We start from the raw sequence: 8208 nt of genomic DNA, 5'->3' as shown, positions 1-8208 counted from the left end.
GGGCGAGGTCATCAAGACCGTGCCCGAATCGAAGATCGTCGAGACGCTGATCGAAGAAGCCCTGAAGATCGCCGAGCAGATGGAGAAGGACGGCATCGCCTCCGGCGAGCCCCAGGTCTCCATCAGCTGAAACAGGTCGCACCACCGCGCCCCGCCGGACGAACAGGCACACCGCCCGGCGGGGCGCGGTCGTGAGCGACCTCACGGGGCCCTGCGGTCGTTGTTCCCGGGCACGGGCGGCGCCGATGAGCCTCTTTGGGTACAGTGCGGAAATCAGCAGACCGCATGGTGAGGCCCCCTCGTGTTGACGCAGACCACCACCCGGGTCCTCGAACCCAGCGACCTCGGCGCCGCTCTCGCCATCCTGGAGAGCGAACCCGTCGCCAATGCCTTCGTGACGTCCCGGGTCCAGATCGCAGGTCTCGATCCCTGGCGCCTCGGCGGCGAGATGTGGGGCTGGTACGCCGACGGACGGCTGCGCTCGCTGTGCTACTCGGGCGCCAACCTCGTACCGATCTGCGCCACCCCCGAGGCCGTCAGGGCCTTCGCCGACCGGGCCCGCCGGGTCGGCCGCCGCTGCTCCTCGATCGTCGGTCCCGCAGAGCCCACCACCCAGCTGTGGCGGCTCCTCGAACCCGGCTGGGGTCCCGCCCGCGAGGTCCGGGCCCATCAGCCGCTCATGGTCACCGAGACTCCGTCCGCCGAGGTCACCCCGGACCCTCTGGTCCGCCGGATCCGCAAGGACGAGATGGACGTCCTGATGCCGGCCTGCGTGGCGATGTTCACCGAGGAGGTCGGCATCTCCCCGCTCGCGGGCGACGGCGGACTCCTCTACCAGGCACGCGTCGCCGAGCTCATCGGCGCAGGCCGCTCGTTCGCCCGGATCGAGGACGGCCGGGTCGTCTTCAAGGCGGAGATCGGCGCGGCCACCCCGCAGGCCTGCCAGATCCAGGGGGTCTGGGTCGCCCCCGAACACCGCGGCCGAGGACTCTCCGAGATCGGCATGGCGGCGGTCCTGCGCTACGCCCTGGCCGATGTCGCACCCGTCGTCAGCCTGTACGTGAACGACTACAACACCCCTGCGCGCAAGGCCTACACCAGGGTCGGCTTCCGCGAGGTCGGCGCGTTCACGAGCGTGCTGTTCTGACCGGTCGGCGGCCGGTGCCACCGACCCGTACCACCCACCCCACCCGGGCCAGTAGGGTCGGCGCATGGCAGCAGTTTCCGGGGGCGGCCCCCACACCCCCAGCGTCCGGATCGGACCGATCGATCTCGCCGCGCGCGTGGACGAGGCACTCGCGGTACAGGCTGTCGCCTTCGGTCTGGGACCGGAAGAGATCGAGGTACGGCGCCACATCGTCCTCAGACACCTCGACCACCCCTGCGCCCGCGCGCTGGGCGCCACCACCCCGGGCGGTCGGCTCGTCGGCTTCGTCTACGGCATGCCGAACGAACGCGGCCAGTGGTGGTCCACCGTCGTCGAGCCCTACCTCCGCGCCACCGGCTCCGCGCACTGGCTCGACGACTCGTTCGTCATCACCGAGCTGCACGTCCTGCCGAAGTTCCAGAACCGCGGCATCGGCCGCGCGCTGATCACCGCCATCACGGACGCCGTCGACCAGCCCCGGTCCATCCTCTCCGCGATCGACACGGAGAGCCCGGCACGTGGTCTCTATCGCAGTCTCGGCTACCAGGACCTCGCCCGGCAGGTGCTCTTTCCCAGCGCTCCCAAGCCGTACGCGGTGATGGGAGCCCCGCTTCCGCTGCGTCGCAAGGGCTAGGACGGAAGCCAATCGATTTCCGCCCACCCGCACCACCCGGCTAACCTCCTGCACATCACCCTTCCGAGCAGGAGTTCATCATGGCCCAGGTCCAGCGCATGTCCCGATTGATGATCAAGACACTGCGCGACGACCCGGCGGACGCCGAGACGCTCAACCACAAGCTGCTCGTCCGGGCCGGATACGTACGTCGCACGGCGGCCGGAATCTGGACCTGGCTGCCGCTCGGCAAGAAGGTCCTGGAGAACATCACCCGCGTCGTGCGCGAGGAGATGGACGCCATCGGCGGCCAGGAAGTGCTGCTGCCCGCGCTGCTCCCCAAGGAGTCGTACGACGCCAGCGGCCGCTACCACGAGTACGGCGATCTGCTCTTCAAGCTCCAGGACCGCAAGGGCGCCGAGTACCTCCTGGGCCCCACGCACGAAGAGATCTTCACCCAGGTCGTCAAGGATCAGATCACGTCCTACAAGGACCTGCCCGTGATCCTGTACCAGATCCAGACCAAGTACCGGGACGAGGCCCGCCCCCGCGCCGGTGTGCTGCGCGGCCGCGAGTTCCAGATGAAGGACTCGTACTCCTTCGACACCACGGACGAGGGGCTCATCGAGGCGTACCAGCTGCACCGCGCCGCCTACATCCGGATCTTCGAGCGGCTCGGCCTCGACCACCGCATCGTCTCCGCCGTCTCCGGTGCGATGGGCGGCTCGGCCTCCGAGGAGTTCCTGGCCCCCGCCCCGGCCGGCGAGGACACCTTCGCCGACTGCCCCGCCTGCGACTACGCCGCCAACACCGAGGCCGTGACCTTCAAGGCCACCCCCGTGGACGGCTCGGCGCACGGCCCCGTCGAGGAACTGGACACCCCCGACACCCCGACCATCGAGACGCTCGCCGCGCACCTGGGCGTCCCGGCCTCCGCGACCTTGAAGAACCTGCTGGTCAAGGTCGACGGCGAGATCGTCGCAGTGGGCGTGCCCGGCGACCGTGAGGTCGACCTCGGCAAGCTCGGCGAGCACCTCGCCCCCGCTGTCGTCGAACTGGTCACCGCGGAGGACTTCGAGGGCCGCGCCGACCTGGTACGCGGCTACGTCGGCCCGCAGGGTCTGGAGAAGGTCCGCTACATCGCCGACCCGCGCATCGCCGCCGGCACCTCCTGGATCACCGGCGCGAACAAGCCCGGTGCCCACGCGAAGAACGTCGTCGTCGGCCGTGACTTCGAGGTCGACGACTACCTCGACGTCGTCGTCGTCGAGGCGGGCGACCCGTGCCCCAAGTGCGGCACCGGCCTCAAGCTGGACCGCGCCATCGAGATCGGCCACATCTTCCAGCTGGGCCGCAAGTTCGCCGACGCCTTCCAGCTCGATGTGCTCGGCCAGAACGGCAAGCCGGTCCGGGTCACCATGGGCTCCTACGGCATCGGCGTCTCCCGCGCCGTCGCCGCGCTCGCCGAGCAGACGGCCGACGAGCAGGGGCTGTGCTGGCCCCGCGAGATCGCCCCGGCCGATGTCCATGTCGTCGCGGCGGGCAAGGCACTTCAGACGGAGCTGGCCCTCGACGTCGCCGAGAAGCTCGCCGCCGCCGGTGTGCGGGTCATGGTCGACGACCGCGCGGGCGTCTCGCCCGGTGTGAAGTTCACCGACGCCGAGCTGATCGGCATCCCGAAGATCCTGGTCGCCGGCCGCCGCTCGGCAGAGGGCGTCCTGGAGCTCAAGGACCGCCGCACGGGCGAGCGCGAGGAGCTCACGGTCGACGAGGCGATCGCCCGCCTGACCGTTCAGGGCTGACACCGCAACGCAAAGCCGTAGGCCCCCGCACACCGCGGGGGCCTACGGCTTTGCGAGGCATTCACAGCCAGCCCGCGAACTCCAGCGTCAGCTCGCCCTCCTGGCGACGGCCGACCGCCAGCGCCCGGGTTCCCGACTCCACCGCGCGGAACAGCGTCCAGCCGTGCAGCCGCTCCCGGTCCACGTCCAGCGAATCGGCGAGCTTCTTGATCCGCCGACGGGCCGTCACCGGGCCGCCGGGGGAGGCGATCAGATCCTCGACCCGGTCGCGCACCAGGCGCGCCAGATCGTAGGCCCGCTCACCGACCAGCGGCTCCGGCCCGACCGTCAGCCAAGGCACCCGCTCGCCCGCGAGCACCTTGCTCTGGCGGAAATTGCCGTGCAGCAGCAGGAGTTCGGGGGAGTGGGCGATCAGCTCCGCACGCGCCGCGAGCGCCGCGGTGACCAGCGGCTCCAGGCTCGGGTCGGAGGCGGCGTAGGCCCGCATCGGCTCCGTACGGCGCCCGGTCCGCTCGGCCACCGTCTCGAACCCATGGCCGGCCGGCGGCTCGACCCAGAGCCGGCGCACCGTCCCCGCCGCCTCCAGCAGCGCCTTCGCCTCCGGCAGTGAGCGCAGCGACACCTCGGGATGCAGCCGTTCGAGCAGCAGTGCGCCGGGGCCGCCGTTGAGGAGCTGCACCGCGCCCCAGCCGTTCCAGTGAGCGAGCGCCGCTTGCTCCAGCTCGGGTGCGGCCCCGGACGGAGCGATCTTCAGCGCGGCCGGAGTGCCGTCGGAGCAGGTCACCAGCAGGACCAGACTGCTGCGGCCCCCGGGGGCGGCGACCCGTTCCACGGTCAGCTTCTGCCCGGTCGAGGACAGCGCTTCCTCGGTCAGTGCGGGAAGCTGCGCGAGCCAGTCGGCGGCGGCCGCATCCCCGTACGCCTCGCCGAGCGCTCGCACCAGACGCTGCGGCGGTTCGAAACCCATACGTGCTTTGTTCCCTTTCAGAGCTTCTTCAGTGCGTCGCGCCGGTCCCGTTCGTCACATCGGTCCCGTGGATCGTGTCGGACCCGGCGCTCGCATCGGTCCCTGCCGTCGCGCCGATCGTGGCGGTGCGCTCGGCGAGCCCGGGAAAGGGTACGCCGCTGCCCCGCCAGCGGACCGCACGCACCGCGGCCTCCCGCAGCGCATCCGCGGCCTCCCGCCTGAGCGGACCTGCGGCGGCCCGTACGAGATCGGAGTACACGTCCGCGACCCGATCCTCCAGCAGGGTGGCCAGTCGCACCGCCGCAGCCGGGTCCGGCACCGTGAACGGCAGAGCGTACGCGGCCTGAGCCGCCACAGGTTCACCGCCCAGGTCACGCACGGTCCGTGCCAGCGCGTCGCGCCGGGCCCGGTGCGCGTGGTAGGCCGCAGTGGCCTCGGCCCGTCGGCCGTCGGCGACCCGGCCGCCGACCACCCCGTACCCGTACACCGCCGCGTGTTCGGCGGCCAGGGCCGCCTGAGCCGCCTTCAGTGTCCCGGCGCTCATGACGAGGTCTCCTTGGCCAGTTCGGTCAGCAGATAGGCATGGGCCGCGCCCGCCGCCGCGATCGACGCCAGCAGCCGGGCCAGCTCCGGCGGGGCGTTCAGCATCGTCGCCGTATGGGCGTCCGCGGTGCGGCGCTCCGCCGCGGCCAACTCCTTGAGGGCACCCTCGGCGTCGGTCGCGCGTGATCGCGAGAACACGAGCGTCTTGCCGCCATCAGGCGCCAGCGCCCTGGCGTGGGCCCGCACGGCGTCCCGCAGCGGCGAGAGCCCGGCGGCGGTCGCCGGATGGGCCTTGACCGCCTGTTCGTACCGGGCGAGCAGTTCCCTGCTGGTATCCGCGGCACCCGCCCGGAGCGTCTTCTCCGCCCGTGCGGCGGCCTGCTCGGCCGCGGTCGCCGCGTCGGCCCGTGCGGAGCCCTCCCGGGTCCCGGTCCCGTCGCCGCAGCCGGCCAGCACCGCCCCCATGGCGATCGCCCCCGTCGCGGTGAACGCACCTCTGCGCGTCGTCCCCGTGCGCCGCACTTGTTCTCCTTCGGGCTTGGACCTGTCTTGACTGGATCTGTCCTGAAGTGATCACCGCAGGCGAGCGTACCCGCGGCAGCGGAGCAGGCGGACGGCAACACCCCTCGGGACCGGATACCCTTTGACCTGACACGCGAGATCCCCACAACAGCACACGCGGCCGAGGAGTCACCCGGATGAGCACCACCCAGAGCGAGAGGCTGCGCGGACTGCTCGAACCGCTCGTCAGCGCCGAGCAGCTGGATCTCGAGGAGATCGAGGTGTCCCGGGCGGGCCGCCGCCGGGTGCTGCGGATCATCGTGGACTCCGATGAAGGCGTGGAGCTGGACGCCTGCGCCGAGCTGAGCCGCGCGATCTCCGAGAAGCTCGACGAGACCGACGCGATGGGCGAGGGCGAGTACGTCCTCGAAGTCAGTTCCCCCGGTGCCGACCGTCCGCTGACGGAGCACCGCCACTACGTACGTGCCACGGGCCGCCTGGCCAAGCTGCATCTGCGCGAGGGAGGCGAACTGGTGGCTCGCATCCTCGCCGTGGACGAAGAAGGACTCGACCTCGAAGTGCCGGGTGTCAAGGGCCGCAAGCCCACGTCCCGCCGGGTCGCCTTCGACGAGATCACCAAGGCGCGCGTGGAGATCGAATTCAGCCGCAAGGACAAGAAGGAAGAGGAGGCGTAGCCGTGGACATCGATGTGAAGCTCTTGAAGGGCTTGGCACAGGACAAGGAGATCCCCTTCGACGTGCTCGTCGAGGCGATCGAGTCGGCCCTCCTCATCGCCTACCACCGTACGGACGGCAGCTACCGCCGCGCGCGCGTGAAGCTCGACGAGCGCGGCCATGTGACGGTGTGGGCGAAGGAGGACCCGGCCGACCTCGAACCGGGCCAGGAGGCCAAGGAGTTCGACGACACCCCGTCCGGCTTCGGCCGGATCGCCGCGACCACCGCCAAGCAGGTCATCCTGCAGCGGCTGCGCGACGCCGAGGACGACAGGACGTTCGGCGAGTACGCGGGCCACGAGGGCGATGTCGTCACCGGCGTCGTCCAGCAGGGCAAGGACCCGAAGAACGTCCTGGTCGACATCGGCAAGCTGGAAGCGATCCTGCCGGTGCAGGAGCAGGTGCCGGGCGAGGAGTACACCCACGGCCTGCGTCTGCGTACGTATGTCGTACGGGTCGCCAAGGGCGTGCGCGGTCCGTCCGTGACGCTGTCGCGCACCCACCCCAACCTGGTGAAGAAGCTCTTCGCGCTGGAGGTCCCGGAGATCGCGGACGGTTCCGTCGAGATCTGCGCGATCGCCCGCGAGGCCGGTCACCGCACCAAGATCGCGGTCCGTTCGACCCGTTCCGGGCTGAACGCCAAGGGTGCCTGCATCGGCCCGATGGGCGGCCGGGTGCGCAATGTCATGGCCGAGCTGCACGGCGAGAAGATCGACATCGTGGACTGGTCGGACGACCCGGCCGAGATGGTCGCCAACGCTCTGTCACCCGCGCGGGTGAGCCAGGTCGAGGTCGTGGACCTCGGCGCACGGTCCGCCCGGGTCACCGTTCCGGACTACCAGCTGTCGCTCGCGATCGGCAAGGAGGGGCAGAATGCCCGCCTCGCCGCCCGCCTCACCGGCTGGCGCATCGACATCCGTCCGGACACCGAGACCGACGCCGAGCGCGACGTCGCCGACCGGGAGCGGGCCGAGCGGGCCCGTGAGCGTTCGGAGCGTCGCTGACCAACCCGGCGGTCGCCGGGCCGCGGCCCGCGCCGGACTCCCTGGCGCCGTCCCGGAAGGGGTGCCAGGGGCCCGGTCGCGCGGGCCGCGGGGAATACATCTGGGCGGCATGCCGCTGAGAACACGACAACATCCGTTCGATTTTTGCCCCAAAGGGGTGAGGTCGGTGCGGGGAGGTAGACTTAACCGTGTCTGGCCGGACGCACGCCCGCGCTTGCCCTGAGCGAACCTGTGTGGGATGCCGGGAGCGGGCGGCCAAGAACGAGCTGCTGCGCATCGTCGCGGACGAGGACGCATGCGTCCCCGATCCTCGCGGTACGCTGCCCGGCCGGGGTGCATATGTACACCCCGTCTCTGTCTGTCTGGACCTGGCGGTTCGCCGCCGGGCATTCCCCCGGGCCTTCAAGGCCAAGGGGCCGTTCGACCCCGCCGCAGTGCAGCGGTTCGTCGAGCGGGCGACACCGTAAGAAATGAACGGCACGGGACCCCGTGCGGTCAGGTACCTCGCGAGTTGGAAGTAGGTCGAGATTGCGATGAGCACTCGATGAGTACGCGATGAGTACGCCCATGAAGTAGCGACGGTCCGGCGGTAACCCGGACCTAAAAGGAGCGAAGTGGCTAAGGTCCGGGTATACGAACTCGCCAAGGAGTTCGGCGTCGAGAGCAAGGTCGTCATGGCCAAGCTCCAAGAGCTCGGTGAATTCGTCCGTTCGGCATCCTCGACGATCGAGGCGCCGGTTGTACGCAAGTTGACTGACGCACTGCAGGGGCCCGGCGGCAACGCCGGCAAGTCCGCTGCAAAGCCTGGCGCGCCCCGCAAGGCGACGCCCGCAAAGCCCGCAGCGCCCTCCCCGGCCGCCGCGGCACGTCCCGCTGCCCCGAAGCCCGGCGCCCGCC

10 protein-coding genes and 1 pseudogene are annotated in these 8208 nt (G+C 70.7%); 8 read left to right on the top strand and 3 right to left on the bottom strand.

The window, feature by feature from the left end; all coding sequences use genetic code 11:
* From GA0115254_RS43180 to GA0115254_RS16955, 4 genes and pseudogenes are all read left to right on the top strand, one after another.
* Positions 1 to 130: pseudogene (locus GA0115254_RS43180) on the top strand (4-hydroxy-3-methylbut-2-en-1-yl diphosphate synthase); the annotation flags it as partial.
* A gap of 171 nt (positions 131 to 301) precedes the next feature.
* Positions 302 to 1147: a GNAT family N-acetyltransferase gene (locus GA0115254_RS16965; protein WP_218105549.1), complete on the top strand. Its 846-nt coding sequence runs from the start codon at positions 302 to 304 to the stop codon at positions 1145 to 1147.
* Positions 1148 to 1211: 64 nt separating this feature from the next.
* Positions 1212 to 1781 carry a GNAT family N-acetyltransferase gene (locus tag GA0115254_RS16960; RefSeq protein ID WP_093896135.1) on the top strand — a complete coding sequence of 190 codons (570 nt, stop codon included), beginning with the start codon at positions 1212 to 1214 and terminating at the stop codon, positions 1779 to 1781.
* An 80-nt stretch (positions 1782 to 1861) separates the two neighbouring features.
* Positions 1862 to 3562 (top strand): proline--tRNA ligase, encoded by a 1701-nt coding sequence (locus tag GA0115254_RS16955; protein WP_093896134.1) that lies wholly within the window; start codon positions 1862 to 1864, stop codon positions 3560 to 3562.
* Positions 3563 to 3623: 61 nt separating this feature from the next.
* On the opposite strand, the gene GA0115254_RS16950 is transcribed toward GA0115254_RS16955, so the two are convergent.
* From GA0115254_RS16950 to GA0115254_RS16940, 3 genes are read right to left on the bottom strand one after another with little or no spacing between them, the layout of a single operon-like run.
* On the bottom strand, positions 3624 to 4529 hold the full coding sequence (locus tag GA0115254_RS16950) for an aminoglycoside phosphotransferase family protein (protein WP_093896133.1): 906 nt from the start codon (positions 4527 to 4529) through the stop codon (positions 3624 to 3626).
* Positions 4530 to 4557: 28 nt separating this feature from the next.
* Positions 4558 to 5073, bottom strand: a complete 516-nt coding sequence (locus GA0115254_RS16945) for a ferritin-like domain-containing protein (RefSeq protein ID WP_093896132.1) — start codon at positions 5071 to 5073, stop codon at positions 4558 to 4560.
* Entirely contained in the window at positions 5070 to 5594 is a 525-nt protein-coding gene (locus GA0115254_RS16940; RefSeq protein ID WP_093896131.1) for a hypothetical protein, read from the bottom strand. The genes GA0115254_RS16945 and GA0115254_RS16940 overlap by 4 nt, the downstream gene beginning before the upstream one ends.
* Before the next feature lie 176 nt (positions 5595 to 5770).
* On the opposite strand from GA0115254_RS16940, the gene rimP reads away from it, so the two are divergent.
* From rimP to GA0115254_RS16920, 4 genes are all read left to right on the top strand, one after another.
* The gene (rimP, locus tag GA0115254_RS16935; protein WP_093896130.1) at positions 5771 to 6268 is read left to right on the top strand and encodes a ribosome maturation factor RimP; all 498 of its coding nucleotides are present in this window, start codon (positions 5771 to 5773) and stop codon (positions 6266 to 6268) included.
* 2 nt (positions 6269 to 6270) lie between these two features.
* Positions 6271 to 7311, top strand: coding sequence for a transcription termination factor NusA (gene nusA / locus GA0115254_RS16930; RefSeq protein WP_093896129.1), 1041 nt, complete (start codon positions 6271 to 6273; stop codon positions 7309 to 7311).
* 188 nt (positions 7312 to 7499) lie between these two features.
* The gene (locus GA0115254_RS16925; protein WP_176740158.1) at positions 7500 to 7778 is read left to right on the top strand and encodes a YlxR family protein; all 279 of its coding nucleotides are present in this window, start codon (positions 7500 to 7502) and stop codon (positions 7776 to 7778) included.
* Positions 7779 to 7925: 147 nt separating this feature from the next.
* The coding region (locus GA0115254_RS16920; RefSeq protein WP_141720845.1) for a translation initiation factor IF-2 N-terminal domain-containing protein at positions 7926 to 8208 on the top strand (283 nt) is incomplete at its 3' end.

Source organism: Streptomyces sp. Ncost-T10-10d (assembly GCF_900091955.1).
Lineage (GTDB): Bacteria > Actinomycetota > Actinomycetes > Streptomycetales > Streptomycetaceae > Streptomyces.
Note: the sequence above shows the minus strand (reverse complement) of the source record. Positions and strands in the feature narration are given on the sequence as shown.

Bases quoted from the DNA above. Each gene is read 5' to 3' on its own strand.
- GA0115254_RS16960 (WP_093896135.1), top strand. From the start codon at position 1,212: ATGGCAGCAGTTTCCGGGGGCGGCCCCCACACCCCCAGCGTCCGGATC.
- GA0115254_RS16955 (WP_093896134.1), top strand. From the start codon at position 1,862: ATGGCCCAGGTCCAGCGCATGTCCCGATTGATGATCAAGACACTGCGC.
- GA0115254_RS16950 (WP_093896133.1), bottom strand. From the start codon at position 4,529: ATGGGTTTCGAACCGCCGCAGCGTCTGGTGCGAGCGCTCGGCGAGGCG.
- GA0115254_RS16945 (WP_093896132.1), bottom strand. From the start codon at position 5,073: ATGAGCGCCGGGACACTGAAGGCGGCTCAGGCGGCCCTGGCCGCCGAA.
- rimP (WP_093896130.1), top strand. From the start codon at position 5,771: ATGAGCACCACCCAGAGCGAGAGGCTGCGCGGACTGCTCGAACCGCTC.